Here is a 25,711-nt window from a genome sequence, read left to right as displayed (position 1 = left end):
CGAGAAGGTCGCCTTTTTTGTGGGCGTTTTTCGCCACGAATCAGTGTGCAAGCGAGCCTTGTGTGGCGAGGGAGCTTGCTCCAGCTCGGCTGCGAAGCAGTCGCAAAGTTTTTGGGGCCGCATCGCGACCCTGCGGGAGCAAGCTCCCTCGCCACACAGGCTCGCTCTAACAGGTTCTGCCCCAAGCAGCTACATCGGCGGTGTGACGCCATCCTTGCCGGCCGAAATCGACTGCGCCGTCAGCGTCCCGTCGGCACTCTGTGTCACGAACGTCACGATCTTCACACCCACTTTCAGCAAGCTGCGGTCCCCTGGCAACAGGTTCACAATCGGCACATCCTCCGGCACCAGAATCTTCTGCTGACCACCTTTGTAGTTGACGGTCAGCACACGACCATTGCTCACCACCAGATCGCCGACGCTGCCATTGGTCATGCTGCTGCCCTTGACCAGATCGAAAGGCCGATGGCCGTCGCCGCTGCCGGCCAGCTCCGGTGGGAAGACATGGACTTCCAGGGCTTTGAGCGAACCGTCTTCCTGCGCAATGGCCGCGGACCCTATGTAGCTGCCCGGTTTGATGTCTTCGATATTCGCCAGGGTTACAGCGCGGACCTTGGTGTCCCTGGTCAAATTGATGACTACGTTTTCGCCGCTGTTGACGTGGACTTTCAGCACCTCTGGAGTCACTCCGGTGATCTCGCCGCGCAAGCCGATGCGCATGCCCGGCGCGTCGGCCGCCTGCGCGAGATTTGCCATAAACAACCCGATCAAAGCGCCGCAAATCAGGTGACGGAACATCGCGTTCATGAAAGTGCCTTCCGGTTATTAATCGTGAAGAGAACATAAGCACGCTATCGAACAAGATGTAAGTGAATGTATCATCAGACTTCAAAATTCTGGCGCAGGGTTCATCGGCAACGGTACACACCGGCGCCTCTCATTCCGCAATGGAATGATTGCTATCACTCCAATCCCACTTCCGCCGTTCCGGCCAGCCGCTTAGCCTGCGCGCATTCCATTTTGCTCAGCGAGATACGTTATGAACCCAGCGAACCAGGCACCTCACGGCGCCACGACAATGACCAAAGGCATGGTGCTGCTGTTCGCCTTTTGCTGTGGCGCCATTGTGGCCAACATTTACTACGCCCAGCCGATCATCGGCCTGATCGCGCCGGACATTGGCCTGACCAGCACCATGGCGAGCCTGATCGTTTCGCTGACCCAGATTGGTTACGCGCTGGGCCTGTTCTTCCTGGTGCCGCTGGGCGATCTGCTGGAAAACCGTCGGTTGATGATCATCACCACGGTGGTGGCGATTGCCAGTCTGTTGGGCGCTGCGTTTACCGATCAACCCAACGTGTTTCTGTTGATCTCGTTGCTGGTGGGTTTCAGCTCGGTGTCGGTGCAGATCCTGATTCCACTGGCCGCGCACCTGGCGCCCGAGGAGACCCGTGGCCGGGTGGTCGGCGGAATCATGGGCGGTTTGCTGCTGGGGATTCTGTTGGCGCGGCCGGTATCCAGCGTTGTGGCTGATCACTTCGGCTGGCGCGCGATGTTCGTGATCGCAGCCGTGTTGATGGCGGCGATCAGCATCGTGCTGGCGGTGACGATTCCCAAGCGCCAGCCCGATCACAGCGCCTCTTATGGCCAATTGCTGGGCTCGCTGTGGACGCTGTTGCGCCAGCAACCGGTACTGCGTCAGCGTGCGTTCTACCAGGGTTGCATGTTCGCCACGTTCAGCCTGTTCTGGACAGCGGTGCCGCTGGAACTGGCACGCAATCACGGCCTGTCGCAAACCCAGATCGCGATCTTCGCTTTGGTGGGAGCCATCGGTGCGATCGCCGCGCCGATCGCCGGTCGACTGGCTGACGCAGGCCACACCCGCATCGCTTCGTTGCTGGCCCTGCTGTTCGCCAGCCTGAGCTTCCTGCCGGCGTTCATCCATCCGGCCTACAGCGTCATCGGCCTTGCCGTCACCGGCGTGGTGCTCGACTTCTGTGTGCAAATGAACATGGTCCTGGGCCAACGCGCGGTCTACGCCCTCGACGCCAAAAGCCGCAGCCGCCTGAATGCGCTGTACATGACCAGCATTTTCATCGGCGGCGCCTTCGGCTCCTCGGTCGCCAGTGCAGTGTATGAGCACGGCGGCTGGTTGTGGATCGTGATCGTGGGCAGCGCGTTTCCGTTGTTGGCATTGTTGCGGTTCTTGAGTGTTTCCAAAGAACCTTCCCTGGCAACGGCGTAAGGCTTTTCGCGAGCAGGTTCGCTCAAAGGGTTTGCACCAACCTGTGGGAGCGAACCTGCTCGCGATATCGATGGCACTGGCACGATTCAGTGCCGAACCAGCTTCTCCATCGCCGCATCTGCCAGAAAGGAAGAACGGCTTTTGACATTGTGCTCGCGCACATACCGGTCAATCCGCTGGATCACATAGCCGGGCAACGTGACATTGACCTTCTCGGTCTTGCCCATATACGGCGCGATGTCCAGCTCCAGCATTCCCCATCCCATGTCGGCAAAGTCCGGGTTGCCACGATGGACGGCTGCCGAAGTCGGCATCGGAATCGATTCCCCGTCAGCGGCTATTTCCTGAAGCAGGATATGGGCAATCTCGATCGCCGCGTTATAGGCATCTTCAAACGTATCCCCGGCCGTTGCGGCACCCGGAATATCGGGGATCTGAATACCGATGGCGGTGGTCTCGTCGCCCCACTCGATACAGATTGGATATTGCATTATGGATCTCCTGCGTAACTGGCTGGCGGGCAGTAAAGCCCGGCTCGCCTCCTGATGCTTTTAACCGTCCCGGTCGGTAAATCCTTTTTCGGGTGAGGGACGGGAATCGTGTACGGGTTGTATCGATGGGTGAAGAGATGATGGCTGCCGGTAATCCGATCCAGCGTCCAGCCCGCCTCCTCCAGCTCCTTGATCAATAACCTGCTTTGCACCCCCAGCCTCCTTGCTCCGGCCCAGACAAAAGTAACTCTAGAGTTATCTTTACTCAAGCACAAAAATCCTGATCACGACGTTCGGTTGTTTTACGAAGTGTGATTGCCGCCAAGATAGAGCGTTTGTGGAGGATGCCTACCCCAAAACCGGCAAGCACCGACGTGTGCACTTTGCCGATTTGATGGACTATAAAACCCGGCGCAACATTGCCAGCGAGCAAGCAATGAAGCTTCTCGCCGAGCAGGCACAAGCGTTAAGGCGTGCGTGACGGGTCACGAAGATTTGATAGAAGGATTAACGTTGCCCGATATGGACGATCGCCATGTGCTGGCGGCAGGCATTCGCTGTAACGCGAGCGTCATCGTCACTTTCAATCAGAAAGGCCATGCTCTGATCAATGCCCTACAAGGTCAAATGCATAGGTCGGGCTTGCCGATGCAGGTCAGCAGGCTCTCGACGGTATGCTCCAGCGATCCGGAGTTGTCGAGCACGTGCACGCTCGGTTCCTCCGCCAACAGGCGCTCACTGAAATGGGCATTACGCGCCAGCCGCTGATCGATCTCGGCCTCCGACTCACGTCCGCGCGCCAACAGGCGCTGACGCAACACCGCCTGGTTCACAGTCAGCAACAGCACCCACACGTCTGGATAACGTTCACGGGTTTGCGGCAAATGCGCACGCGAACCGTTGACCATCACGTCGTCCCCCGCCGCCAGCCACTCGTCGATTTCCCGCGGGATGCCATAAGCCAGGCCATGAGCCTGCCAGCTGAGGGCAAATGCACCCTGGTCCCGCATCTCGGCGAACTGCTGCAGGCTGACGCCCAGCGCCGCCTCCCCGACCGCTTCCGCGGAGCGCGTAATGACCCGCCGCACGATACGACAGCCGCGTTCGGCCAAGCGCGTTCGAGCGGCATCCAGCAGGCTGTCCTTGCCCGAACCTGAAGGCCCGATGAGATAGATCAACCTGCCGGACATCAAAACATCCTCTTCGCTTGTCGCCTGCTGGACCACAACGCCCACAAAAAAGGCGACCCCCGAAGGGTCGCCTTTGCGTTACTGCCCGAATTGCCGTCCCAACCCACCCGGCACGCCATGGATATCCGTCTCTTCCCAAGGCCCGTTCGGGCTGATCGACCGGCTCCAGCCATTGTCGAAGCGATAATACGTGCGCTGGCGGTAGAAGGTATTGGTCTGGTCATCCAGCACATAAACACCAAGCTTGGGATCCCAATGGCTGTTGCCACCCGGCGGCGGCGCGAAGCTGGCGGAAGTGCGTGGCAGTGGCTTGGCAGGTTTGGCCGGAACGCTCGGCTTGCTCGGGGCGGGCGAGGTAGACGGAGTGGGCTTGGGTTGCGAGGGCGGAATCGGCGGCAGCGACGTCGGCTCCGGCCGCTGGACCGCGCACGCGCTTAACCCCAGGACCAGACTGAGCAGGGTGATACGAGCGATAGCGGTCATGGTTGCGTTTTCCTGTTATTTGTCCGGACTGTCGATGGTCAGTTTTTGTGGCGCGGTGGTGCTGCTGGCCAGCGGCTGGCTGCGACCGATCCATTCGCCGGCAGTCGGTTGGCCGGCACGAGAGATGCGCGCAACCAGTTGGACTTCAGGGAAGTTCGACAGTTTCAACTGCGGCATCATTGCGTCGGCATCGCCCAATTCGACAGTCGCCGGCAAGTCAGCCACGGTCAGGCGCTTGGCGGCCAGTGGCGCCGGCGGGCCATTGGTGGCGCGAGCGAAGATGAACACGCTGTCACCCGGTTGAACCTTGGCCTTGAGCGCTGGCGCCAGATCGACGCTGACTTTGATCAGTGCCGACTTGACCGCAGGCGCCCGGGCAACCTTGCCACCGCTGGCCTCGAGTTTTTCAGTGGCGCGGGCAATACCGCCTTGCAGCGCCGCCCGGGAGTTGTCGTCCGGCGGCAGTTGCGCCAGCAGACGATTCCAGTAGTCGATGGCATCCTGATAACGCGCGCTTTCAAACGCGGCAATGCCGAGCAGACCCAGGCTGGTGACTTCCTTAGGATCGGCTTTCAAGGCTTCGTCGGTGAGGGCCTGAACCTTGTCTGACCACTTCTTGCCGTCGGCGAAGTATTGAGCCTGCGCCCATTGCCCGAGCAATTCCGGCTGACGACCGGCCAGGTTCACCGTGCGTTCGAAGATCTTCGCCGCATCGCCAGGACGATCCTGTGCCATGTAGGTCCGACCGAGGAAGTACAGGCCTTCTGCCGAATCCGGTTGAGCCGCGACGGCGCGCTCCAGGCGACGGGTCATCTCTTCCATCGACTGCGGTGCCTGAGAGAATTCGCGAGTCAGCTCGACCTTGTCGCTCGCCCCGAAATGCAGATACAGCCCAAGCCCCAGTACCGGCACCAGAATCGCCGCCAGCAAGGGCAACGGTTTGCCCAGGCGCGCCACGCGCGGTGCCTCGACGCCTTCAGTGTCGGCGAGCAACTCTCGGGCAGCTTCGGCGCGACCGGTTTCCAGTTGCGACGCGTTGAGCACACCCTCTTCCTGCTCGGTTTGCAACTCGGCCACGCGCTCCTGATACAGCGCGACGTTCAGGGCCGTACGATCTTCTTCCAGCTGAGCGCGACGGCCGCGCAGAACGGGGATCAACAGAAAACTCAGGGCAACCAGAAGCAGCAGACCTGCAGCGAGCCAGAAATCAATCATTCTTGGTTTTATCCAACAAGTGGTCGAGGCGCTCGCGCTCCTCGGCAGAAAGCGCGTCCGGGCTGTCGGCGCGTTGCACGCGACGACGGCGGACGATCACGGCGATGATCACAAAACCACCCAGCAACAGGCCGGCCGGGCCGAACCAGAGCAAGGCAGTCTTGGCGTTCAGAGCGGGTTTGTAGCGGACGAAATCACCGTAGCGATCGACCATGAAGTCGATGATCTGCTGATTGTCTTTGCCTTCGCCCAACATGCGGAAAATCTCTTTGCGCAGGTCAGCGGCGATCGGTGCATTGGAATCGGCAATGTCCTGATTCTGGCACTTGGGGCAACGCAGCTCTTTGGTCAGCTCGCGAAAACGCTCGCGGTCGCCTTCTTTGGCAAACTCATAGGTGTCGATGGCCGCGTGTGCCACGCCAGCCATGCTCAGCCCCAGCACAACAGCAGCTATCCAGCGCTTCATGGTTTGGCCTCGTCGACCAGCGCCTGATACTTGGCCGCCAGTTTTTCGCGCCAGACCTGTTCTTCGATCACACCGACGAACTTGTCGCGGATGATGCCCTTGGCATCGATGAAGAAGGTTTCCGGAGCGCCATACACGCCAAGGTTCAGGCCCAGCGTGCCCTCGTCGTCGCGGATGTCCAGTTGATACGGGTTGTGGAATTCCTTCAGCCACTTCAAGGCGTCCGCGTTGACGTCCTTGTAGTTGATGCCGTAGATCACCACGCCCTTCTCGGCCAGTTTGTTCAACACCGGGTGCTCGACCCGGCAGGAAATGCACCAGGTGCCCCAGACGTTGACCAGCGCCGGTTTGCCCACGATGTCAGCCTTGGTCAGGGTCTTGTCGCCCTGCACCGCTGGCAGGGAAAACTCAGGGAACGGCTTGCCGATCATTGCCGAAGGCAGCTCGGCCGGGTCCAGGTACAGACCGCGATAAAGGAACACAGCCACCACCAGAAAAATCACCAGTGGCAACAGCATCAACCAACGTCTCATGCAGTCGCTCCCGACATGCCCAGTGCTTCGCGCACGCGGCTTTTTACCTTGACCCGATAACGCCGGTCCATCGCCGCCAACAACCCGCCGAGCCCGGTGAGCAAACCGCCGAACCAGATCCAGCGCACGAACGGTTTGACGTGCACGCGCACGGCCCAGGCGCCATCGCCCAGCGGTTCGCCGAGTGCGACGTAGAGGTCACGGGTGAAACCGGCGTCGATCCCGGCTTCGGTCATCACCGAGTTCTGCACGGTGTACAGGCGTTTTTCCGGGTGCAGCACGCTGATTTCCTTGCCGTCGCGGATCACCCGCACGGTGCCTTTGTCGGAGGTGAAGTTCGGGCCTTCGAAGTGTTTGGCACCTTCGAACACGAACTGGTAACCGCCCAGGTCCATGGATTCGCCCGGCGCCAGGCGCAGGTCGCGTTCAGCACTGTTCTGGCTCGACAGCACGACACCGAGTGCGCACACGGCGATGCCCAAATGCGCAATTTGCATGCCCCAGTAGCTGCGGGTCAGGGTCGGCAGGCCTTTGATCAAGCCTTTGTGCCGCGTCTTGTCGAAGATGTCGCGCACGCCGGCCAGCAACACCCAGGCCGCGAGCATGAAGGTCGCGATCACCGCCCAGTTGAAATCGCCGTAAGCGACGCCAGCCACCACCGCCAGTGCGGCACTGCCGAGCAGCACCGGGGTCAGCATGCTCATCAGCCATTTGACCGGGGTGTCTTTCCAGCGCACCAACATGCCGACCGCCATCACCACCATCAGCAACGCCATCAACGGAATGAACAGTGCGTTGAAGTACGGCGGGCCGACCGACAGCTTGGCGCCGGTCATGGCATCGAGGATCAGCGGATACAAGGTGCCGAGCAGGATCATCGAAGCCGCCACCACCAGCACCAGGTTGTTGCCCAGCAACAGGGTTTCCCGGGACCAGAGGTTGAAGCCGACATGGCTTTTCACCACCGGCGCGCGCAGGGCAAACAGCGTCAGCGAACCGCCGACCACAAACAGCAGGAAGATCAGGATGAACACGCCGCGCTCCGGGTCGGAGGCAAAGGCGTGAACCGAGGTCAACACGCCGGAACGCACGAGGAAGGTTCCCAGCAAGCTCAGCGAGAAGGCGGCGATGGCCAACAGCACGGTCCAGCTCTTGAACACGCCACGCTTTTCCGTGACCGCCAACGAGTGAATCAACGCGGTACCCACCAGCCATGGCATGAACGAGGCGTTTTCCACCGGGTCCCAGAACCACCAGCCGCCCCAGCCGAGTTCGTAATAAGCCCACCACGAACCGAGGGTGATGCCGATGCCGAGGAAGGCCCAGGCGACGATGGTCCATGGACGCGACCAGCGCGCCCACGCCGCATCAAGACGGCCGCCCAGCAGCGCGGCGATGGCGAACGCAAACGCTACGGAGAACCCGACATAACCCATGTAGAGCATCGGCGGGTGGACGATCAGGCCGATGTCTTGCAGCAACGGATTGAGGTCGCGACCGTCCGCTGGAATTTGCGGGAGGATGCGGGCGAACGGGTTGGAGGTGAGGATCAGGAACAGCAGGAAACCGGTGCTGATCATGCCCATCACCGCCAGCACGCGGGCCAGCATCACTTGCGGCAACTGCCGGGAGAATACCGACACCGCGAAGGTCCAGCCACCGAGAATCAACGCCCACAGCAGCAACGAACCTTCGTGCGCGCCCCACACGGCGCTGAACTTGTAGTACCACGGCAATGCGCTGTTGGAGTTGCTGGCGACGTAGGCAACGGAGAAGTCGTCAGCCATGAATGCGTAGGTCAGGCAACCGAAGGCGAACAACAGAAAGGCAAACTGGCCCCAGGCGGCCGGCTGAGCCAGGCTCATCCACAAGCGGTCGCCGCGCCAGGCTCCCAGCAACGGCACCACGGCTTGAACCAGCGCGAAACACAGCGCCAGAATCATCGCCAGGTGGCCCAATTCAGGGATAAAGATTCCGGATGTCATCAATTAGCCCTCTTTTGCTGGAATGGGTGCCGACTGGCCGCTGTCTTTCAGGGCCTTGGTCACTTCCGGCGGCATGTATTTCTCGTCGTGCTTGGCCAGCACTTCGTCAGCCACCACCACGCCGTCGGCGTTGAGCTTGCCCAGGGCGACGATGCCCTGCCCTTCGCGGAACAGGTCCGGGAGGATGCCGCGGTAGCTGATGGTTACGGACTTGTTGAAGTCAGTCACGATGAACTTCACGTCCAGCGAATCGCCGGAACGTTGCAGCGAACCTTTTTCGACCATCCCGCCGGCACGAATGCGCGTGTCTTGCGGCGCTTCGCCATTGGCGATTTGCGTCGGTGTGTAAAACAGGTTGATGTTCTGCTGCAGGGCGCTCAGGGCCAGGCCGACAGCAGCGCCGACACCGACCAGGATCGCGAGAATGATGATAAGACGCTTTTTGCGCAGCGGATTCACTTGCCGTTCTCCCGGCGCAGTCGACGCGCCTCTTGTTGCAGATACCGCTTGCGGGCCAGAACCGGCGCCGCCACGTTGAGGGCCAGCACCACCAGGCAGATGCCATAGGCTGACCAGACATACAGGCCATGATGGCCCATGGCGAGAAAGTCGCCGAATGAAGCAAAACTCATCGAGCGGCCTCCAGACTGTTCTGTACTTCTGCCTTGACCCAACTGGCGCGGGCTTCGCGCTTGAGCACTTCAAGGCGCATGCGCAGCAGCAGTACCGCGCCGAAGAAACAGTAGAAACCCAGCGCCGTCAGCAGCAGTGGCAGCCACATCTCGGCCGGCATTGCCGGTTTTTCGGTGAGGGTGAAGGTCGCGCCCTGGTGCAGGGTGTTCCACCATTCCACCGAGTACTTGATGATCGGGATGTTGATCACGCCGACAATCGCCAGCACCGCGCAGGCCTTGGCCGCGCTGTCACGATTGCTGATGGCGTTGCCCAGCGCAATGAGACCGAAGTACAGGAACAGCAGAATAAGCATGGACGTAAGTCGCGCATCCCAGACCCACCACGAGCCCCAGGTCGGCTTGCCCCAGATCGCGCCGGTGACCAACGCCACGGCGGTCATCCACGCGCCGATGGGGGCCGCGCATTGCAGGGCGACGTCAGCCAGTTTCATCTTCCACACCAGCCCGACGATCCCGCAGACCGCCAGCATCACGTAGATGGACTGCGCCAGCATGGCGGCCGGAACGTGGATATAGATGATGCGAAAGCTGTTGCCTTGCTGGTAGTCAGGCGGCGCGAAGGCCAGCCCCCAAACGACACCGACGCCGATCAGCAGCAACGCCGCGACGCTCAGCCATGGCAACAGTTTGCCGCTGATGCCGTAAAACCATTTGGGTGAGCCGAGCTTATGAAACCAGGTCCAGTTCATTACTGTTTCCATCACGGGTGCTACTCGCCATCACGAGTAGCGAAGGGTCTGCCTTTCTTACAAGAAAGCGATCAAAAAATGATCAGACCTCATTATTATTCGCCGACGCTGATCTTCAGGCCAGCAGCTATTGCAAAAGGTGTAAGGGTTATCGCCAAGGCGGTCAGGCTACCAAGCCACAGGAGATAACCGGTCGCCGGCATTCCCTGCAAGGCCGCCTGCAAGGCGCCACTGCCAAGAATCAACACCGGGATGTACAACGGCAGAATCAGCAGCGCCAGCAACAGGCCGCCACGCTTCAACCCCACCGTCAGGGCGGCGCCCACCGCACCGAGCAGGCTGAGCACCGGTGTACCGAGCAACAGGGAAAGCAGCAACACCGGCAGACAGGCGGTTGGCAAACCGAGCATCAACGCCAGCAGTGGAGCGAGCAAAACCAGTGCCAGACCAGAGAATGCCCAGTGTGCCAGTACCTTGGCCAAAACCAGAAGAGGCAGGGGGTGCGGCGAAAGGACCCACTGTTCAAGGGAACCGTCTTCGAAATCACTGCGGAAAAGCCCGTCCAGCGAGAGCAAAACCGATAAAAGGGCCGCGACCCAGACCAGTCCCGGAGACAAGGTTTGCAACAATTGAGACTCGGGACCGACCGCCAACGGGAACAGAGCAACCACGATGGCGAAGAATACGAGCGGATTGGCCAACTCCGCCGGACGGCGGAACAACAAGCGAGCCTCACGGGCGACCAACAGGCCGAAAACACTCATACGGCCCAGTTCCCCAGATCAATGTCGCGATAGCCGACCGGCATCCGGGTCAGCGTGTGGTGAGTGGTCAGCACGACCATACCGCCACGCTCACAGTGCGCGGCCAGGTGCTCTTCGAGTTGCGCAACGCCTTGCTTGTCGAGCGCGGTGAACGGCTCGTCGAGGATCCACAGCAGCGGACTGTCCAGGTACAGACGCGCCAACGCCACACGGCGTTGCTGGCCGGCGGACAGGGTGTGACAGGGAACATCTTCGAAACCGCGCAGTCCGACTGCGGCAAGCGCGGCCCAGATGGCTTCATGGGAGGCCGGTCGATGCAGGGCGCAGAGCCAGCTGAGGTTTTCTTCCGGGGTCAGCAAATCCTTGATGCCGGCGGCGTGACCGATCCACAGCAGGTTGCGCGCCAGTTCACTGCGTTGTTCGTTCAACGGTTGGCCGTTGAGCAGTACTTGACCGGTGGTCGGTTGCATCAGGCCAGACAGCAGACGTAAAAGGCTGGTTTTGCCACTGCCGTTGGGGCCGCTGATTTGCAACATTTCGCCACTGGCCAGTCTCAATTCGAGATTTTCGAAGAGCAGCCGAAGGTCTCGCTCACAGGCGAGGGCAACGGTTTGCAGGACAGGACTGGTCAAGAGATCACGGGCCTTTTGCGGTTCAAGTCGGCGGCGGAGCGGCCGCTAAAGAGATGCAGCATAGATGCATTGGCGGCCTGTTCTAGAGAGCTGCGTCAAACAATTGCAATGTTTTCGCCACTCTCCGAAAGACGGGCGGCATTATACATGCCATGCCCTACTCTAAAGAGGGCAATTTCCTCAGGTTGTGACCGCGTATGACAGGCGAAATGAACATCCTCCCGCTACCACCGACCACGCCCGCGACGTCACGTCCGCAGGTGGTGAGTGGCGATTTGCTGAAGCTGCTGACGCCGATGGAGGGCCTGATCACCGCCGGGCAATCCGCCAAGGCCGAAGTGCTGTCGCTCAAGCAGGCGGATCAGACCTTTCAACTGTTGCTCAAGGTCACCCTCGAAAGCGGCCGTCAGACCACGGTTCAGGCCACCAGCAGTCAGCCGCTGCCTCAGGGCACGAACCTGGCGATCACCCAGCCATCGGCGAGCAACCTTGCCATCACCGTGCAACAGGCCATCGCCTCCAGCGTTGCCACCCTCACCCGCCTCGACACGGCACAACTGCCGGTGGGCACCTTGCTGCAAGGCAAAGTGCTGACTTCCCAGGTAATGCCGCAAGTGCCGGGGCAGCCGACGGTGTTTCGTTCGCTGGTGAGCCTGCTCAACACGTCACTGAGCGGCAATACCCTGAGCATCGACAGCCCGACGCCGTTGCGCATCGGCACGTTGTTGAGCGCGCTGGTGCAAGACACCCAGACCCTGAAATTCGTCCCGCTGAGCAATCGGCAGGAACAATTGGCAGTCACCCAGCAACTGGTCAGCCAGCAAAGCCGCCAGGGCTCGCTGGACGGATTACTCAAACTCTTGCAAAACCTGCCCGCCACGAATCAGACCTCCAGCGATCTGCGAGCCGCCGTGGACAAGCTGCTCGCCGGTCTGCCGGACGTTCAGCAACTGAGCACGCCCAAAGGCCTGGCCCTGGCACTGGCCAGTAGCGGCCTGTTTCTCGAGGCGAAACTGCTCACCGGGCAAAATCCGACACTGGCGCCAGACATGAAAGGCGACCTGCTCAAGCTGATCGCGCAACTGAGCCAGGGGCTGCCGGCCAATACCAACCTCAACGCGATCATTGCTGCCAATACCCTGGCCCAGACGATGCCGAGCTTCGTGCGCAGCGCCCTCGGCATGCTCGGTCAGGTCAGCGCCAAACCGCAGCCGACCGGTTTCCCCTTGCCCGAGCGTTTCCTGCAAAGCCTGGAAGGCGAAGATGATCTGGAGCACTTGCTGCGGTTGGCCGCCGCGGCAGTCTCACGCCTGCAAAGCCATCAACTGTCTAGCCTGGAGCAGACCGGCGTGACGAACGACGGTCGGCTGATGAGCACCTGGCAGCTGGAAATTCCGATGCGCAATATGCAGGACATCGTCCCGCTGCAGCTCAAGTTCCAGCGCGAGGAAGCCCCCGAAAAAGATCAACCCAATGAGCGCCGTGACGAACGCGAGCCCAAGCAGCAGTTGTGGCGCGTGGACCTGGCCTTCGACATGGAGCCGCTGGGCCCTCTGCAGATTCAGGCACAGCTGATTGGCGGCAGCCTGTCCAGCCAGCTGTGGGCCGAGCGGCCCTACACCGCCAGCCTGATCGAGAGCAATCTGGCCAGCCTGCGCGAACGCTTGCTGGCGGCCGGCCTGAACGTCGGCGATCTCGATTGCCACCACGGCACACCACCCCAAGGGCCGCAAACCCGTCTCGAACAACGCTGGGTCGACGAAACCGCATGAGAAATTCCGATACGCCACGCCAGGCCATCGCCCTCAAATACGACGGCACCCACGCACCGACCCTCACGGCCAAGGGCGACGAAGAGCTGGCGGAAGAAATCCTGAGGATTGCACGCGATTATGAAGTGCCGATTTACGAGAACGCCGAGCTGGTGAAATTGCTGGCCAGGATGGAGCTGGGGGACAGTATTCCGGAGGAGTTGTATCGGACGATTGCCGAGATCATTGCGTTTGCATGGAATCTGAAGGGCAAGTTCCCGCAGGGGCATGATCCGAGTGCGTTGATGGTCGAGAAAGACATCACCGAGCGCGGGGATGATTATTGATGTGTGTTGAATGCAAAAGATCGCAGCCTCGTTGCACTCGACGAGGCTGCGATCTTTTGATCTGTCAGTTCTTGTGCAACTTGCTCATCAACTCCGCCTCAGCCTGGGTCAACCCGCAGGACTGAGTCAGTTCATCGACGCTCGCGCCCATTCCGACCAGGCGTGCTGCCTGGGCGAACGACAGGCTCGACGGGTCGCGCTGCTCAAGCTGGGCCAGCTTGTCCGGCAACGGCCCGACGACGGCGCGCAGCTCGTGCAGGTCTTCACCCATGCGCACATTGCCGCTCTGATAGTCGTCAACGCGCTTGGCCAGGTCCTTGATGCGCTGATCACGCAGCGCATCGCCCTGGGCCTGTTGCGCAGCGATCTGCCGCTGGCCCCGAATGTACGCCAGAAACATCGCCAGCGTGCCTGCCCAGAAAAGGAACAGGACAATGACCGCAACCTCGAGAATCAATCAGATACTCTCCAGTTCCGACCATTCTTCTTCGCTCATCATCTTGTCCAGCTCGACCAGGATCAGCAATTCGTTGTTCTTGTTGCACACGCCTTGAATGAACTTGGCGGACTCTTCGTTACCCACATTCGGCGCGGTTTCGATTTCCGACTGACGCAAGTAAACCACTTCGGCCACGCTGTCGACCATGATGCCGACCACTTGCTTGTCGGCTTCGATGATGACGATCCGGGTGTTGTCGCTGATCTCGGCATTCATCAGGCCGAAGCGCTGACGGGTGTCGATCACGGTGACCACATTACCGCGCAGGTTGATGATGCCCAGCACATAGCTCGGGGCACCCGGGACCGGGGCGATTTCGGTGTAACGCAGGACTTCCTGAACGCGCATCACGTTGATGCCGTAGGTTTCATTGTCCAGCTTGAAGGTTACCCATTGCAGGATCGGATCTTCGGAACCTTTTGCAGACGACGCCTTATCATTCATACCCTGACCCCTCGAAAAACCGCCCTAGCGGTGTGTGTTCGGTGCGATGGCAAGTCACTTGCCCCGCGTGTTGTTATGTCGGTTTGTGGTTCGGCTTGCTGCCGCTCATGTGCTTTGCCCCACCGCTGGCGATCAGCTCGGCCAGTTCGGATACGTCAAGCAACGCACACATGTGTTCAATCACCGTGCCCGCCAGCCATGGCCGTTGACCACGGTGACTGCGCCACTTGATTTCGTTCGGGTCCAGGCGCAACGAGCGGCTGACCTGATGCACCGCCAGCCCCCACTCGTAGCCCTGAACCGAAATAACGTATTGCAGGCCCTGACGGAAGTCATCGCGATAGCGGTCGGGCATGACCCAACGGGCGGTATCGAGCACTTTCAGGTTGCCCGCCTGGCTCGGCAGGATCCCGAGGAACCATTCAGGCTGACCGAACAGCGGCGTCAGCTCCTGACCAGCCAGGGAGTAAATCGAGCCCAGGCACACCAGCGGCACCGCCAGGGTCAACCCGGCGACATCGAACAACAGGCATTCGAACGGCTCGGCGGCCCAGGCAGGACGACCGTCGGTTTCCACCGGTGGCGGCGTGTTGCTCGGTGGCAGATGGACTTCGACGATCGGTGGCACCAGGGCTTGCAGCAGCGGCGCGATGGTCGAGACAGGGGCCAGAACCGGCGCCGGCGCCTCGATCAGTGCCACCGGGGCTTTCACCACAGGTGCTGCGACCGGAGCGGCAACGGCTGTCGGTTTCTCAGCCGGTTTTTGCGCATCACGAGCCTGCTCTTCAAGCACCGCAGCCTGGAACTCGTCCAGCGCCGCTTCAACCTCGACCACCTCGGGAATCGCTTCGATTTCCGGCGACAACTCCTCGGTCGCGTCCATCAGCAAGCTGTCCAGATAGGACTGGAGCGCAAGTTGCGGACGGGACGTGATTTTTACCGGGCGATTCATCTCACGCCACCTGCGCAACGGATTGCTGCGTCAGCATGTGCTTGAGCAGTGCGCGATAGGCCAAAACGCCGCGGCTCTTGCCGTCGAATTGCGAAGGCGTCACACCGGCGCGGCTGGCGTCACGCAAACGCGTGTCCACCGGAATGTAGCCTTGCCAGATTTCTTCGGGATATTTGTCGCGCAATACCCGCAAGGTCCCGAGCGAGGCTTGCGTGCGCCGATCAAACAGGGTCGGAACGATGCTGAATGCCAGCGGCTGTTTACGTGAGCGGTTGATCATCGCCAGGGTGTTGACCATGCGCTCCAGGCCTTTGACGGCCAGGTGCTCGGTCTGCACCGGAATCACCAATTGCTGACTGGCCGCCAAGGCATTGACCATCAGCACGCCGAGCAACGGCGGACTGTCGATCACGGCGTAATCGAAGTCCTGCCACAGTTGCGCCAGGCTCTTGGCAATCACCAGGCCCAAACCACTCTGGCCCGGCGACTGACGCTCAAGCGTCGCCAGCGCAGTGCTCGACGGCAACAGGGAAATACTCGCGTGACTGGTGGGCAACAGCAACTGACCGGGCAAGCCTTGCGGCACGCTGCCCTTGTGCAGGAACAGGTCGTAGCTGCTGTGCTCCAGGCTGTCGGGGTCGTAACCGAAGTAGCTGGTCATCGAGCCGTGGGGGTCGAGATCGACCACGACCACGCGCTTGCCCGCCTCGGCCAGCAACCCGGCTAAAGCGATAGAGGAAGTGGTTTTACCAACACCACCCTTTTGATTGGCAACGGCCCAGACTCTCATTCGGATTGTTCCTCCCGGTCGACTAGACCGGGAAATAGCTCAACGTATTAATGCGGGTGACGGAGAATTGACGGCGTTCTCTCGTCCCGGCGACTTGACCGGTGCAGGTGCAGTTTGTGTGCCAGCGCGCTTCAACGCGGCATCCGGTTGCGCATGGGCGGTTCCGGTGCCGGTGAGGCTGCGGCGTACATCGAGATTTCGTGACACGACCAGCACCACGCGACGGTTGCGCGCCCTGCCTTCCGCCGTGGCGTTGTTGGCCACCGGCTGGAATTCGCCATAACCCACCGACGCCAGCCGACCCGGATTCACACCCTGCATCGCCAGCATGCGCACGATGCTCGCCGAACGCGCCGAGGAAAGTTCCCAGTTGGTCGGGTACTGCGCGGTGCGGATCGGTTGATCGTCGGTGAACCCTTCGACGTGAATCGGGTTGTCGAACGGTTTCAGGATCGCGGCGACTTTATCGATGATGTTGAACGCCATGTCGCTGGGCATGGCGTCGCCGCTGCCGAACAACAGGCTGGAATTGAGTTCGATCTCGACCCACAGCTCGTTACCGCGCACGGTCATCTGATTGGAGCTGATCAAGTCGCCGAACGCGGCGCTGATGTCATCGGCAATGCTTTTCAGCGGATCACTGGCCCCGGCAATGCCGGCGTCGACTTGCTCGCTGTCCTTGACCAACGGCTTGGCCGGGGTCACGGTTTTCGGTCTTTCTTCACCGATGGGGATCGGCTTGAGCGCGCGATCCGAATCGGTGAACACGCCGATCAACGCTTCCGAAATGATCTTGTACTTGCCTTCGTTGATCGAAGAGATCGAGTACATCACCACGAAAAAGGCGAACAGCAACGTAATGAAGTCGGCGTAGGAAACCAGCCAGCGCTCATGGTTTACATGTTCTTCAGGTTGCCGGCGACGAGCCATAGTCCATTACCCCCATCAATCCATGAAGCCTTGAAGCTTCAACTCGATAGAGCGAGGGTTTTCACCTTCGGCGATCGACAGAATGCCTTCCAGCAACATTTCGCGATAACGCGATTGGCGCAATGCAACGGATTTGAGTTTGGCGGCAATCGGCAGCAGCACCAGGTTGGCACTGGCCACGCCGTAGATCGTGGCGACGAACGCCACGGCAATGCCGCTGCCCAGCTGCGACGGATCGGCCAGGTTGCCCATCACGTGAATCAGGCCCATCACCGCACCGATGATGCCGATGGTCGGCGCGTAGCCGCCCATGCTTTCGAAGACTTTGGCGGCTTCGATATCACGGCTTTCCTGGGTGTAGAAATCCACTTCCAGAATGCTGCGAATCGCTTCCGGCTCGGCGCCGTCCACCAGCAGTTGCAGGCCTTTGCGCGAGTAAGCGTCGGGTTCGGCGTCGGCCACCCCTTCCAGACCGAGCAGACCTTCCTTGCGGGCGGTCAGGCTCCAGTTCACCACGCGATCGACGCCGCCGGCGAGGTCCACGCGCGGTGGGAACAGGATCCAACCGAGAATCTGCATGGCGCGCTTGAAGGCGCTCATCGGCGATTGCAGCAGCGCCGCGCCGACGGTCCCGCCGAGCACGATCAACGCCGCCGGGCCGTTAGCCAGCGCGCCGAGGTGACCGCCTTCAAGGTAGTTGCCACCGATGATGGCGACGAACGCCATGATGATCCCGATAAGGCTGAGTACATCCATCAGATACACGCCTCGACCAGGTGCTTGCCTATGTCATCGAGGCCGTACACCGCATCGGCGAGTTCGGCTTTGACGATGGCCATCGGCATGCCGTAGATCACGCAGCTGGCTTCATCCTGAGCCCAGATCGAGCTGCCGCCCTGCTTGAGCAGACGCGCACCTTCACGACCGTCGGCGCCCATGCCGGTCAGTACGACCGCCAGAACTTTGTCACCGTAGGACTTGGCGGCAGACCCAAAGGTGATGTCCACGCACGGCTTGTAGTTCAGACGTTCGTCGCCCGGCAGGATTTTCACCGCGCCACGGCCATCGATCATCATTTGCTTGCCACCCGGTGCCAGCAGCGCCAGGCCCGGACGCAGGATGTCGCCATCCTCGGCTTCCTTGACGCTGATGCGGCAGAGCTTGTCCAGGCGTTCGGCGAAGGCCTTGGTGAACGCCGCCGGCATATGCTGGATCAACACGATCGGGGCCGGGAAGTTGGCCGGCAATTGCGTCAATACACGCTGCAGGGCAACCGGGCCGCCGGTGGACGTGCCGATGGCAACCAGCTTGTAGGCTTTGCGTTTCGGCGCGGGCGACGACGGTGCGTGCGCAGGTGCACGGGCCGGGATCGGTGCCGGGCGTGCCGGCGCGTTGCTGCCATAACTGCCGACGCTGGAGGGCGCTGGGGTCGGGGCTGGCGCGGCGACCGGGGCTGGTGCCGGCGCGCTGTAAGCGCTGACACGACGGTTACTGCGCGAAATGCTGAGAATCTTCTCGCACAGCAGTTGCTTGACCTTCTCGGGATTGCGCGAGATGTCTTCGAAATTCTTCGGCAGGAAATCCACCGCGCCGGCGTCCAGCGCATCCAGGGTGACCCGGGCGCCTTCATGCGTCAGCGAGGAGAACATCAATACCGGTGTCGGGCAGCGCTGCATGATGTGCCGCACTGCCGTGATGCCATCCATCATCGGCATCTCGTAGTCCATGGTGATCACGTCCGGCTTGAGGGCCAGCGCCTGATCGATCGCCTCTTTTCCGTTGGTTGCCGTGCCGACAACCTGGATATTCGAATCCGCTGAAAGAATTTCCGAGACGCGGCGGCGGAAAAACCCCGAATCGTCCACCACCAGGACCTTGACTACCATAAACACTCCGTTAGGCGGGGGCGAGGCTCAGTCGCCCCGCTCCCCCAGAATCAAATACGCCGTGCGGCGTAACGCTTGAGCATGCTCGGAACATCGAGAATCAGCGCAATGCGGCCGTCACCGGTGATGGTGGCGCCGGACATGCCCGGAGTTCCCTGGAGCATTTTGCCCAATGGCTTGATGACCACTTCTTCCTGGCCGACCAGTTGATCGACGACGAAGCCGATCCGCTGGGTGCCCACCGAAAGGATCACCACATGGCCTTCGCGCTGCTCTTCGTGAGCGGCGGAGCTGACCAGCCAGCGCTTGAGGTAGAACAGTGGCAACGCCTTGTCCCGCACGATCACCACTTCCTGGCCGTCCACCACGTTGGTGCGCGACAGGTCGAGGTGGAAGATCTCGTTGACGTTCACCAGCGGGAACGCAAACGCCTGGTTGCCGAGCATGACCATCAGCGTTGGCATGATCGCCAGGGTCAACGGCACCTTGATGACGATCTTCGAGCCTTTGCCCTTGGTCGAGTAGATGTTGATGGTGCCGTTGAGCTGGGCGATCTTGGTTTTCACCACGTCCATGCCCACGCCACGGCCCGACACGTCGGAGATCTCGGTCTTGGTCGAGAAACCCGGCGCGAAGATCAGGTTGAAGCAGTCGGACTCGCTCAGGCGGTCCGCCGCATCCTTGTCCATCAAGCCTTTCTTCACCGCGATGCCGCGCAACACGTCGGCGTCCATGCCCTTGCCGTCATCGGAGATGGACAGCAGGATGTGGTCGCCTTCCTGTTCAGCGGACAGGATCACTTTGCCGCTACGCGGCTTGCCCATCGCTTCGCGGTCAGCCGGCTCTTCGATACCGTGGTCGACCGAGTTGCGCACCAAGTGGACCAGCGGGTCGGCCAGTGCCTCGACAAGGTTCTTGTCGAGGTCGGTTTCTTCGCCGACCAGCTCCAGGTTGATCTCTTTCTTGAGCTGGCGAGCCAGGTCGCGAACCAGACGCGGGAAGCGCCCGAAGACTTTCTTGATCGGTTGCATCCGGGTCTTCATGACCGCGGTTTGCAAGTCAGCCGTGACCACGTCGAGGTTCGACACGGCTTTGGACATGGCTTCATCGGCGCTGTTGGCACCCAGGCGAACCAGGCGGTTACGCACCAGTACCAACTCGCCCACCATGTTCATGATTTCGTCGAGGCGCGCGGTGTCGACCCGTACGGTGGTCTCGGCTTCGCTGGCCGGTTTTTCCGCCGGCGGCGCGGACGGCGCACGGGCTGGGGCCGGTGCAGCAGCGGCAGCAGGCTTCGACGCTTCGGCTTTTGGCTCGGGCGCCTTGGCGACAGGTGCCGGGGCTTTGGCGACAGGCGCGGCTACCGAAGAAGCGGCAGAACCGGTACCGACTTCGGTGAACTTGCCTTTACCGTGCAATTCGTCGAGCAGCGATTCGAACTCGTGGTCCGAGATCAGATCGCTGCCGGCCGCTTTAGCGGTAGGCACCGCGGCGGCCGGGGCCGAAGCAATGGCCGACTCCAGCGCGTCGACGGCAAAGCTGCCCTTGCCGTGCAGTTGATCGAGCAGTGCTTCGAACTCGTCGTCGGTGATGTCGGAACTGTCGCCTGCCGCTTTCGGGGCAGCCGGTGCGGCGGGGGCTGCAGGTGCCGCCACCGCGTCGACGGCGAACTGGCCCTTGCCGTGCAATTGATCGAGCAACGACTCGAATTCTGCATCGGTGATTTCGTCGCTGGCTGCTGCGTCCGCGGCAGGCTGCGCAGCCGCCACCGGCGCCTCGGCCTGAGCCTTGACGGCGTTCAGCGAGTCCAGCAATTGTTCGAATTCGTTATCGGTGATGTCGCCTGATTCGGCTTCGGCAGCCGGTTCTTCCACCACTTGAGCCACAGGTGCGGCTTCATCGGCGGTTTGCGGCTCGGCCAGACGGGCCAGGGCCGCGAGCAATTCAGGCGTGGCGGCCGTGATCGGGCTGCGTTCGCGGACTTCGCTGAACATGCTGTTCACCGCGTCCAGCGCTTCGAGTACCACGTCCATCAATTCCGAGTCGACGCGACGTTCACCCTTGCGCAGGATGTCGAACACGTTCTCGGCGATGTGACAGCACTCCACCAGCTCGTTGAGCTGGAGGAAGCCGGCGCCCCCTTTTACAGTGTGAAAACCGCGAAAAATTGCATTGAGCAAGTCCGCATCATCCGGTCGGCTTTCAAGCTCGACCAGCTGTTCGGACAGTTGCTCTAGAATCTCGCCGGCCTCAACCAGGAAATCCTGAAGGATCTCTTCATCGGCGCCGAAGCTCATTAAGGGGGTGCTCCTAACAGGTCTAAAAACCTAAAAAACCTAAAATTCTAAATTTCTAAAATCCCAGGCTGGATAGCAAATCGTCCACATCGTCCTGACCGGACACAACGTCTTCTCTTTTATCGGCATGAATCTGCGGACCTTCACCCTGAGAGAGATGTTTTTGCGGATCTTTTTCAGCAAGCATCGCTTCACGGTCATGTTCGATGCCCGCAAAGCGGTCCACCTGACTGGCCATAAGCACGAGCTTGAGCAGGTTGCTTTCAACTTCGGTGACCAATTGGGTCACGCGCTTGATCACTTGACCTGTGAGGTCCTGGTAATCCTGAGCGAGCAGAATGTCGTTGAGGTTGCTCGACACTGCGCGATTGTCCGCGCTGCTGCGTGTCAGGAAACCGTCGACACGCCGAGCCAGTTCGCGGAACTCCTCGGCCCCGACTTCGCGACGCATGAACCGCCCCCAATCCGTGCTCAGCGCCTGAGCTTCATCGCTCAGGCTGTTGACCAGCGGTGTGGAGTTTTCGACCAGATCCATGGTGCGGTTGGCTGCAGCCTCGGTCAGCTTCACCACGTAGCCCAAGCGCTCAGTGGCATCCGTGATCTGCGACACTTCCTCGGCTTGCGGCATGTGCGGGTCAATCTGGAAATTGACGATCGCGCTGTGCAGCTCGCGGGTGAGCTTGCCCACTTCCTGATACAGGCCGCGGTCACGGGTCTGATTGAGCTCATGGATCAGTTGCACAGCGTCGCCGAACCTGCCTTTTTCAAGGCTTTCGACCAATTCGACCGCGTGTTTTTTCAGGGTCGATTCAAAATCGCCCTGTGAAGATTCGTTGTGGTCCATAGCTCCCCCGTGGCGCAGTTTCTCAACCGATGCGTTCGAAAATCTTCTCGATTTTTTCTTTTAACGCCTGGGCCGTGAAGGGTTTGACCACATAGCCGTTAACACCGGCCTGGGCCGCTTCGATGATCTGCTCGCGCTTGGCTTCAGCGGTCACCATCAGCACCGGCAGGTGCTTGAGCTTTTCATCGGCGCGTACGTGGCGCAGCAGATCGATGCCGGTCATGCCAGGCATGTTCCAGTCCGTTACCAGAAAGTCGATGCTCCCGCTGTTGAGAACCGGAATGGCAGTAGTGCCATCGTCGGCCTCCACCGTGTTGGTGAACCCAAGGTCACGCAACAGGTTTTTTATGATCCGCCGCATCGTTGAGAAGTCATCAACGATGAGGATTTTCATGTTCTTGTCCAATTCGACCTCCAAGCAGTCTTAAACGCGCCCAGCACCTGGACACGCCATTTCAATCAATCCGGCAAAGCACTCAATGACTGTCTGGAGCACAACAGATCGAGACCGGCGCAGTTCAACACCACACCAGCCACGTTCGCAGTGTCCCCACACTGCCTTCAGCGCGCTCGCCACTCCCCCAAACGCCCCCGCAAACGGGCCGCGCACTGGCTGTGTAACTGGCTGACCCGAGATTCGCTGACCCCCAGGACCTCACCGATTTCCTTGAGATTCAACTCTTCGTCGTAGTACAGCGCCAACACCAGTCGCTCACGCTCCGGCAAATTGGCAATCGCGTCCGCCAGCGCCGCCTGGAAGCGTTCATCTTCCAGATCGCGTGACGGCTCGAGATGAGCACTCGCGCCATCCTCGTGCAGCCCTTCGTGTTCGCCGTCCTGCAAAAGATCGTCGAAACTGAATAACCGGCTGCCCAGGGTGTCGTTCAAAATCCCGTAGTAATCGTCGAGACTCAATTGGAGTTCGGCCGCAACTTCGTGATCTTTAGCGTCACGGCCGGTTTTAGCTTCAATCGAGCGAATTGCGTCGCTGACCATGCGGGTATTGCGGTGGACCGAGCGTGGCGCCCAGTCCCCCTTGCGGACTTCATCGAGCATCGCGCCGCGGATTCGAATGCCCGCGTACGTCTCGAAACTCGCGCCTTTGCTGGCGTCGTATTTGGTCGACACTTCAAGCAGGCCAATCATGCCGGCCTGGATCAGGTCTTCGACCTGGACACTGGCCGGCAATCGCGCCAGCAAGTGATAGGCAATGCGTTTGACCAGTGGCGCGTAACGCTCGATCAGCTCGTACTGCGCGTCACGTGCCGATTTCTTGTAAAGGTTGTAACCGCTGGCTGTCATAGCACGGGTCCTGCCGTTTGTTGCACGAGGCGCTCGACGAAAAACTCCAGGTGTCCGCGCGGGTTGGCAGGCAGCGGCCAGGTATCGACCTTTTGTGCGATGGCCTTGAAGGCCAGGGAGCACTTGGAACGCGGGAAAGCTTCATAAACCGCGCGCTGCTTCTGAACGGCCTTGCGCACGCTTTCGTCGTACGGCACCGCACCGACGTATTGTAAGGCGACGTCAAGGAAGCGATCCGTGACCTTGGTCAACTTGGCGAACAGGTTGCGACCTTCCTGCGGGCTCTGGGCCATGTTGGCCAGGACGCGGAAGCGGTTCATGCCGTAGTCGCGGTTCAGCAGCTTGATCAGCGCGTAGGCGTCGGTGATCGAGGTCGGCTCGTCGCAGACCACCAGCAAGACTTCCTGCGCGGCGCGAACGAAACTGACTACCGAGTCACCAATACCTGCAGCGGTGTCTATCACCAGGACGTCGAGGTTGTCGCCGATATCGCTGAACGCCTGGATCAGGCCGGCATGTTGCGCCGGGCTCAGATGCACCATGCTCTGCGTGCCGGACGCCGCCGGGACGATGCGGATACCGCCGGGCCCCTGCAACAACACGTCGCGCAGCTCACAGCGGCCTTCGATTACGTCGGCCAGGGTACGTTTGGGTGTCAGTCCCAGCAGGACGTCAACGTTCGCCAGCCCCAGATCGGCGTCCAGCAGCATGACGCGCCGGCCGAGCTCAGCTAGAGCCAGGGACAAGTTCACTGACACGTTAGTCTTCCCGACGCCACCTTTGCCGCCGGTCACCGCGATCACCTGTACGGGATGCATGCTGCCCATGTTATTTCTTTACCTTGTCTTGCATAGACGGAGGCCACATTACTGGCTGCGCGTTCACAAACGGAACAATGCATGGCAGACCATCGATGTAGGTACAAAAACTGTTCATTAATACCTCAGCCAACCTGCTTGGTCGGACTGTGGTAAATATCAGCGAACATGTCAGCCATGGCTTCTTCGCTGGGTTCTTCCTGCATTTGCACGCTGACGGCGCGGCTCACCAGCTGATGACGACGCGGCAGATGCAAATCATCCGGAATCCGCGGTCCATCGGTCAGGTAAGCCACCGGCAACTCATGACTGATTGCCAGGCTCAACACCTCACCCAGGCTTGCTGTTTCATCCAGTTTAGTCAGGATGCAGCCAGCCAGCCCGCAGCGCTTGTAACTGTGATAAGCGGCGGTTAGAACCTGTTTCTGGCTGGTGGTTGCCAGAACCAGATAATTTTTTGATTTGATGCCACGACCGGCCAGGCTTTCGAGCTGCATGCGCAGTGCCGGATCGCTGGCCTGAAGACCCGCGGTATCGATCAGCACTACACGTTTGCGCAGCAACGGGTCCAGCGCCTGCACCAGGGACTGGCCCGGGTCGATGTGGGTGACCGACACGTTGAGGATCCGACCCAAAGTCTTCAGTTGTTCCTGAGCGCCGATACGGTAGCTGTCCATGCTCACCAGCGCGATGTTCTGCGCGCCGTACTTGAGCACGTAACGGGCCGCGAGCTTGGCCAGCGTGGTGGTCTTGCCCATGCCGGCAGGGCCAACCATGGCAATCACGCCGCCCTCTTCCAGTGGCTCGACTTCCGGCGTGGCAATCATCCGTGCCAGGTGCGCCAGCAACATGCGCCAGGCCTGACGAGGTTCGTCAATGCCGGTGATCAGTTCCAGCAGATCGCGGGACAACGGACCGGACAAACCGATGCGCTGCAGGCGACGCCACAGGTTGGCCTGGGCCGGACGGCTGCCTTGCAGCTGATTCCAGGCCAGGGAGCCAAGTTGTACTTCCATCAGTTCGCGCAGGCTGTTGAGTTCGAAACGCATCGAATCGAAAGCCCGCGGATCGACACCGCCGGAGGCTGGCGCAGGGGCCGGGGCTGCACGGCGGGGTTCAGTGTAGGTCGGTTCGATCAGCGGTTCGGCGGCGGTGAGTGGCAGGCCGGCGAACAACTGGCGATTGGTGGACTTGTCGCTCTCGCCCTCGCTACGCAGGCTCAGTTCGGCCTGGGCGGTCACGATCCGCGACTGGGTCTTGCGCAGCTCGTCCTCGAGTTCCATGTTCGGAACACGCGGAGCCAGCGCCGACAGTTTGTAATCAAGGGCAGCCGTCAACTCGACACCACCGGCGATCCGGCGGTTGCCAATGATGGCGGCATCAGCGCCCAGCTCATCACGAACCAGTTTCATGGCCTGACGCATATCGGCGGCGAAAAAACGCTTAACTTGCATAAACCACTA

General features: G+C 60.7%; 30 protein-coding genes and 2 pseudogenes. 5 read left to right on the top strand and 27 right to left on the bottom strand.

The genetic code is table 11. The features are described from left to right. Positions 1 to 189: 189 nt before the first annotated feature. Entirely contained in the window at positions 190 to 807 is a 618-nt protein-coding gene (locus tag B723_RS14020; RefSeq protein ID WP_017337220.1) for a hypothetical protein, read from the bottom strand. Positions 808 to 1,039: 232 nt separating this feature from the next. On the opposite strand from B723_RS14020, the gene B723_RS14015 reads away from it, so the two are divergent. Continuing rightward, on the top strand, positions 1,040 to 2,245 hold the full coding sequence (locus B723_RS14015; RefSeq protein WP_031318544.1) for an MFS transporter: 1,206 nt from the start codon (positions 1,040 to 1,042) through the stop codon (positions 2,243 to 2,245). Between the two features lie 86 nt (positions 2,246 to 2,331). Here B723_RS14015 and B723_RS14010 read toward each other — a convergent pair whose 3' ends face one another. Then, on the bottom strand, positions 2,332 to 2,736 hold the full coding sequence (locus B723_RS14010) for a type II toxin-antitoxin system HicB family antitoxin (RefSeq protein WP_017337218.1): 405 nt from the start codon (positions 2,734 to 2,736) through the stop codon (positions 2,332 to 2,334). Beyond that, positions 2,736 to 2,948, bottom strand: a complete 213-nt coding sequence (locus B723_RS14005) for a type II toxin-antitoxin system HicA family toxin (protein WP_017337217.1) — start codon at positions 2,946 to 2,948, stop codon at positions 2,736 to 2,738. The genes B723_RS14010 and B723_RS14005 overlap by 1 nt, the downstream gene beginning before the upstream one ends. A 128-nt stretch (positions 2,949 to 3,076) precedes the next feature. On the opposite strand from B723_RS14005, the pseudogene B723_RS32215 reads away from it, so the two are divergent. Continuing rightward, positions 3,077 to 3,217, top strand: a pseudogene (locus B723_RS32215) (DNA-binding protein); the annotation flags it as partial. Between the two features lie 17 nt (positions 3,218 to 3,234). After that, positions 3,235 to 3,330: pseudogene (locus tag B723_RS33640) on the top strand (PIN domain-containing protein); the annotation flags it as partial. 29 nt (positions 3,331 to 3,359) lie between these two features. Here B723_RS33640 and phnN read toward each other — a convergent pair. From phnN to ccmA, 11 genes are all read right to left on the bottom strand, one after another. Continuing rightward, positions 3,360 to 3,926: a phosphonate metabolism protein/1,5-bisphosphokinase (PRPP-forming) PhnN gene (gene phnN / locus B723_RS14000; RefSeq protein WP_017337215.1), complete on the bottom strand. Its 567-nt coding sequence runs from the start codon at positions 3,924 to 3,926 to the stop codon at positions 3,360 to 3,362. A 78-nt stretch (positions 3,927 to 4,004) separates the two neighbouring features. Beyond that, a complete protein-coding gene (locus B723_RS13995) occupies positions 4,005 to 4,409 on the bottom strand; it encodes a hypothetical protein (RefSeq protein ID WP_017337214.1) in 405 nt (134 codons plus the stop codon). 15 nt (positions 4,410 to 4,424) lie between these two features. Next, a complete protein-coding gene (ccmI, locus tag B723_RS13990) occupies positions 4,425 to 5,624 on the bottom strand; it encodes a c-type cytochrome biogenesis protein CcmI (RefSeq protein WP_017337213.1) in 1,200 nt (399 codons plus the stop codon). Beyond that, entirely contained in the window at positions 5,617 to 6,090 is a 474-nt protein-coding gene (locus B723_RS13985; protein WP_017337212.1) for a cytochrome c-type biogenesis protein, read from the bottom strand. The genes ccmI and B723_RS13985 overlap by 8 nt, the downstream gene beginning before the upstream one ends. Continuing rightward, entirely contained in the window at positions 6,087 to 6,623 is a 537-nt protein-coding gene (locus B723_RS13980; protein WP_052909692.1) for a DsbE family thiol:disulfide interchange protein, read from the bottom strand. The genes B723_RS13985 and B723_RS13980 overlap by 4 nt, the downstream gene beginning before the upstream one ends. Further along, complete coding sequence (locus B723_RS13975) at positions 6,620 to 8,608, bottom strand: heme lyase CcmF/NrfE family subunit (protein ID WP_052909691.1); 1,989 nt, start codon at positions 8,606 to 8,608, stop codon at positions 6,620 to 6,622. The genes B723_RS13980 and B723_RS13975 overlap by 4 nt, the downstream gene beginning before the upstream one ends. Positions 8,609 to 8,611: 3 nt before the next feature. Beyond that, positions 8,612 to 9,067 (bottom strand): cytochrome c maturation protein CcmE, encoded by a 456-nt coding sequence (gene ccmE / locus B723_RS13970; protein ID WP_017337209.1) that lies wholly within the window; start codon positions 9,065 to 9,067, stop codon positions 8,612 to 8,614. Continuing rightward, positions 9,064 to 9,240: a heme exporter protein CcmD gene (ccmD, locus tag B723_RS13965; protein ID WP_017337208.1), complete on the bottom strand. Its 177-nt coding sequence runs from the start codon at positions 9,238 to 9,240 to the stop codon at positions 9,064 to 9,066. The genes ccmE and ccmD overlap by 4 nt, the downstream gene beginning before the upstream one ends. Further along, complete coding sequence (locus tag B723_RS13960; protein WP_017337207.1) at positions 9,237 to 9,992, bottom strand: heme ABC transporter permease; 756 nt, start codon at positions 9,990 to 9,992, stop codon at positions 9,237 to 9,239. Before B723_RS13960 ends, ccmD begins: the two co-directional genes overlap by 4 nt. A 95-nt stretch (positions 9,993 to 10,087) precedes the next feature. Beyond that, on the bottom strand, positions 10,088 to 10,756 hold the full coding sequence (gene ccmB, locus B723_RS13955; RefSeq protein ID WP_017337206.1) for a heme exporter protein CcmB: 669 nt from the start codon (positions 10,754 to 10,756) through the stop codon (positions 10,088 to 10,090). Next, positions 10,753 to 11,388, bottom strand: a complete 636-nt coding sequence (ccmA, locus tag B723_RS13950; RefSeq protein WP_017337205.1) for a cytochrome c biogenesis heme-transporting ATPase CcmA — start codon at positions 11,386 to 11,388, stop codon at positions 10,753 to 10,755. The genes ccmB and ccmA overlap by 4 nt, the downstream gene beginning before the upstream one ends. Before the next feature lie 197 nt (positions 11,389 to 11,585). Here ccmA and B723_RS13945 point away from each other — a divergent pair, with 197 nt between their 5' ends. Next, entirely contained in the window at positions 11,586 to 13,160 is a 1,575-nt protein-coding gene (locus B723_RS13945; RefSeq protein WP_017337204.1) for a flagellar hook-length control protein FliK, read from the top strand. Then, complete coding sequence (locus B723_RS13940; RefSeq protein ID WP_017337203.1) at positions 13,157 to 13,486, top strand: EscU/YscU/HrcU family type III secretion system export apparatus switch protein; 330 nt, start codon at positions 13,157 to 13,159, stop codon at positions 13,484 to 13,486. Before B723_RS13945 ends, B723_RS13940 begins: the two co-directional genes overlap by 4 nt. 64 nt (positions 13,487 to 13,550) lie before the next feature. Here B723_RS13940 and B723_RS13935 read toward each other — a convergent pair whose 3' ends face one another. The 13 genes from B723_RS13935 to flhF all read right to left on the bottom strand — a co-directional run bounded on the left by B723_RS13935 (position 13,551) and on the right by flhF (position 25,702). After that, a complete protein-coding gene (locus tag B723_RS13935) occupies positions 13,551 to 13,943 on the bottom strand; it encodes a DUF2802 domain-containing protein (protein ID WP_017337202.1) in 393 nt (130 codons plus the stop codon). After that, the gene (locus B723_RS13930; protein WP_008024622.1) at positions 13,944 to 14,429 is read right to left on the bottom strand and encodes a chemotaxis protein CheW; all 486 of its coding nucleotides are present in this window, start codon (positions 14,427 to 14,429) and stop codon (positions 13,944 to 13,946) included. It lies immediately after the preceding gene. Positions 14,430 to 14,502: 73 nt separating this feature from the next. Further along, the gene (locus tag B723_RS13925) at positions 14,503 to 15,381 is read right to left on the bottom strand and encodes a CheW domain-containing protein (RefSeq protein ID WP_017337201.1); all 879 of its coding nucleotides are present in this window, start codon (positions 15,379 to 15,381) and stop codon (positions 14,503 to 14,505) included. A 1-nt stretch (position 15,382) separates the two neighbouring features. Further along, positions 15,383 to 16,171, bottom strand: coding sequence for a ParA family protein (locus B723_RS13920; protein ID WP_017337200.1), 789 nt, complete (start codon positions 16,169 to 16,171; stop codon positions 15,383 to 15,385). A 39-nt stretch (positions 16,172 to 16,210) separates the two neighbouring features. Continuing rightward, the gene (gene motD / locus B723_RS13915; protein ID WP_017337199.1) at positions 16,211 to 17,101 is read right to left on the bottom strand and encodes a flagellar motor protein MotD; all 891 of its coding nucleotides are present in this window, start codon (positions 17,099 to 17,101) and stop codon (positions 16,211 to 16,213) included. Between the two features lie 15 nt (positions 17,102 to 17,116). After that, entirely contained in the window at positions 17,117 to 17,857 is a 741-nt protein-coding gene (locus tag B723_RS13910) for a flagellar motor protein (protein ID WP_017337198.1), read from the bottom strand. After that, a complete protein-coding gene (locus tag B723_RS13905; RefSeq protein ID WP_017337197.1) occupies positions 17,857 to 18,987 on the bottom strand; it encodes a protein-glutamate methylesterase/protein-glutamine glutaminase in 1,131 nt (376 codons plus the stop codon). The genes B723_RS13910 and B723_RS13905 overlap by 1 nt, the downstream gene beginning before the upstream one ends. Before the next feature lie 50 nt (positions 18,988 to 19,037). Further along, on the bottom strand, positions 19,038 to 21,284 hold the full coding sequence (locus B723_RS13900) for a chemotaxis protein CheA (protein WP_017337196.1): 2,247 nt from the start codon (positions 21,282 to 21,284) through the stop codon (positions 19,038 to 19,040). A 55-nt stretch (positions 21,285 to 21,339) separates the two neighbouring features. Then, the gene (locus B723_RS13895; protein ID WP_017337195.1) at positions 21,340 to 22,128 is read right to left on the bottom strand and encodes a protein phosphatase CheZ; all 789 of its coding nucleotides are present in this window, start codon (positions 22,126 to 22,128) and stop codon (positions 21,340 to 21,342) included. 22 nt (positions 22,129 to 22,150) lie between these two features. Further along, entirely contained in the window at positions 22,151 to 22,522 is a 372-nt protein-coding gene (locus B723_RS13890) for a chemotaxis response regulator CheY (protein ID WP_003183998.1), read from the bottom strand. A 167-nt stretch (positions 22,523 to 22,689) separates the two neighbouring features. Then, positions 22,690 to 23,430 (bottom strand): RNA polymerase sigma factor FliA, encoded by a 741-nt coding sequence (gene fliA, locus B723_RS13885; RefSeq protein WP_007894214.1) that lies wholly within the window; start codon positions 23,428 to 23,430, stop codon positions 22,690 to 22,692. Next, positions 23,427 to 24,257, bottom strand: a complete 831-nt coding sequence (gene fleN, locus B723_RS13880; protein ID WP_008001746.1) for a flagellar synthesis regulator FleN — start codon at positions 24,255 to 24,257, stop codon at positions 23,427 to 23,429. Before fleN ends, fliA begins: the two co-directional genes overlap by 4 nt. A 116-nt stretch (positions 24,258 to 24,373) precedes the next feature. Continuing rightward, positions 24,374 to 25,702: a flagellar biosynthesis protein FlhF gene (gene flhF / locus B723_RS13875; protein WP_017337194.1), complete on the bottom strand. Its 1,329-nt coding sequence runs from the start codon at positions 25,700 to 25,702 to the stop codon at positions 24,374 to 24,376. Positions 25,703 to 25,711: the final 9 nt, after the last annotated feature.

The sequence above is a fragment of the Pseudomonas fluorescens NCIMB 11764 genome (assembly GCF_000293885.2).
Lineage (GTDB): Bacteria > Pseudomonadota > Gammaproteobacteria > Pseudomonadales > Pseudomonadaceae > Aquipseudomonas > Aquipseudomonas fluorescens_B.
The sequence above is the reverse complement of the archived record's forward strand: the minus strand, read 5'-3'. Positions and strand labels throughout refer to the sequence as shown.

Bases quoted from the DNA above. Each gene is read 5' to 3' on its own strand.
- B723_RS13980 (WP_052909692.1), bottom strand. From the start codon at position 6,623: ATGAGACGTTGGTTGATGCTGTTGCCACTGGTGATTTTTCTGGTGGTG.
- B723_RS13890 (WP_003183998.1), bottom strand. From the start codon at position 22,522: ATGAAAATCCTCATCGTTGATGACTTCTCAACGATGCGGCGGATCATA.
- B723_RS13945 (WP_017337204.1), top strand. From the start codon at position 11,586: ATGACAGGCGAAATGAACATCCTCCCGCTACCACCGACCACGCCCGCG.
- ccmI (WP_017337213.1), bottom strand. From the start codon at position 5,624: ATGATTGATTTCTGGCTCGCTGCAGGTCTGCTGCTTCTGGTTGCCCTG.
- B723_RS13920 (WP_017337200.1), bottom strand. From the start codon at position 16,171: ATGAGAGTCTGGGCCGTTGCCAATCAAAAGGGTGGTGTTGGTAAAACC.
- flhF (WP_017337194.1), bottom strand. From the start codon at position 25,702: ATGCAAGTTAAGCGTTTTTTCGCCGCCGATATGCGTCAGGCCATGAAA.
- B723_RS14015 (WP_031318544.1), top strand. From the start codon at position 1,040: ATGAACCCAGCGAACCAGGCACCTCACGGCGCCACGACAATGACCAAA.
- B723_RS14020 (WP_017337220.1), bottom strand. From the start codon at position 807: ATGAACGCGATGTTCCGTCACCTGATTTGCGGCGCTTTGATCGGGTTG.
- ccmD (WP_017337208.1), bottom strand. From the start codon at position 9,240: ATGAGTTTTGCTTCATTCGGCGACTTTCTCGCCATGGGCCATCATGGC.
- B723_RS13930 (WP_008024622.1), bottom strand. From the start codon at position 14,429: ATGAATGATAAGGCGTCGTCTGCAAAAGGTTCCGAAGATCCGATCCTG.
- B723_RS13910 (WP_017337198.1), bottom strand. From the start codon at position 17,857: ATGGATGTACTCAGCCTTATCGGGATCATCATGGCGTTCGTCGCCATC.
- B723_RS13985 (WP_017337212.1), bottom strand. From the start codon at position 6,090: ATGAAGCGCTGGATAGCTGCTGTTGTGCTGGGGCTGAGCATGGCTGGC.
- B723_RS13905 (WP_017337197.1), bottom strand. From the start codon at position 18,987: ATGGTAGTCAAGGTCCTGGTGGTGGACGATTCGGGGTTTTTCCGCCGC.
- phnN (WP_017337215.1), bottom strand. From the start codon at position 3,926: ATGTCCGGCAGGTTGATCTATCTCATCGGGCCTTCAGGTTCGGGCAAG.
- B723_RS13960 (WP_017337207.1), bottom strand. From the start codon at position 9,992: ATGAACTGGACCTGGTTTCATAAGCTCGGCTCACCCAAATGGTTTTAC.
- fleN (WP_008001746.1), bottom strand. From the start codon at position 24,257: ATGGGCAGCATGCATCCCGTACAGGTGATCGCGGTGACCGGCGGCAAA.
- B723_RS14010 (WP_017337218.1), bottom strand. From the start codon at position 2,736: ATGCAATATCCAATCTGTATCGAGTGGGGCGACGAGACCACCGCCATC.
- B723_RS13975 (WP_052909691.1), bottom strand. From the start codon at position 8,608: ATGACATCCGGAATCTTTATCCCTGAATTGGGCCACCTGGCGATGATT.
- B723_RS13895 (WP_017337195.1), bottom strand. From the start codon at position 22,128: ATGGACCACAACGAATCTTCACAGGGCGATTTTGAATCGACCCTGAAA.
- motD (WP_017337199.1), bottom strand. From the start codon at position 17,101: ATGGCTCGTCGCCGGCAACCTGAAGAACATGTAAACCATGAGCGCTGG.
- ccmB (WP_017337206.1), bottom strand. From the start codon at position 10,756: ATGAGTGTTTTCGGCCTGTTGGTCGCCCGTGAGGCTCGCTTGTTGTTC.
- fliA (WP_007894214.1), bottom strand. From the start codon at position 23,430: ATGACAGCCAGCGGTTACAACCTTTACAAGAAATCGGCACGTGACGCG.
- B723_RS13925 (WP_017337201.1), bottom strand. From the start codon at position 15,381: ATGAATCGCCCGGTAAAAATCACGTCCCGTCCGCAACTTGCGCTCCAG.
- B723_RS13995 (WP_017337214.1), bottom strand. From the start codon at position 4,409: ATGACCGCTATCGCTCGTATCACCCTGCTCAGTCTGGTCCTGGGGTTA.
- B723_RS13940 (WP_017337203.1), top strand. From the start codon at position 13,157: ATGAGAAATTCCGATACGCCACGCCAGGCCATCGCCCTCAAATACGAC.
- B723_RS13900 (WP_017337196.1), bottom strand. From the start codon at position 21,284: ATGAGCTTCGGCGCCGATGAAGAGATCCTTCAGGATTTCCTGGTTGAG.